This window comes from Halomonas marinisediminis, assembly GCF_004347715.1.
In the GTDB taxonomy this organism is placed as follows: Bacteria; Pseudomonadota; Gammaproteobacteria; order Pseudomonadales; family Halomonadaceae; genus Halomonas; species Halomonas icarae.
Genome location: NZ_SLTR01000510.1, coordinates 1 through 267 on the forward strand (window position 1 = coordinate 1; position 267 = coordinate 267).

Here is a 267-nt window from a genome sequence, read left to right on the forward strand (position 1 = left end):
CACTCTTGCTGGTGTCTCCACCCACGGCAGCCGCCACGTTGTTGCCAGCGTCGATCAAAGATGCGGCCGCATCATCCAACTGTAAAGTCACCTGAGCTGCGTCGCTCTTCAGGGTGTTCGCCGTTGCGTTGATGGTCTGAACCTGATTGGAAAGAACACCGACCTCACCCGACAGTGTCGTGATTTGATCATCCTTTGCCTGGGTGGCGGTTGTGAGCATCGCAATTTGCTGAGCTTTCGCCGCCGTATCCGCCGAAAGCGTTGTGA

At 56.6% G+C, this 267-nt stretch carries 1 protein-coding gene; it reads right to left on the minus strand.

The features are described 5' to 3' along the window. Positions 1-267: hypothetical protein (locus tag E0702_RS19330; protein WP_165927627.1), on the minus strand; the 267-nt coding region annotated here is incomplete at both ends.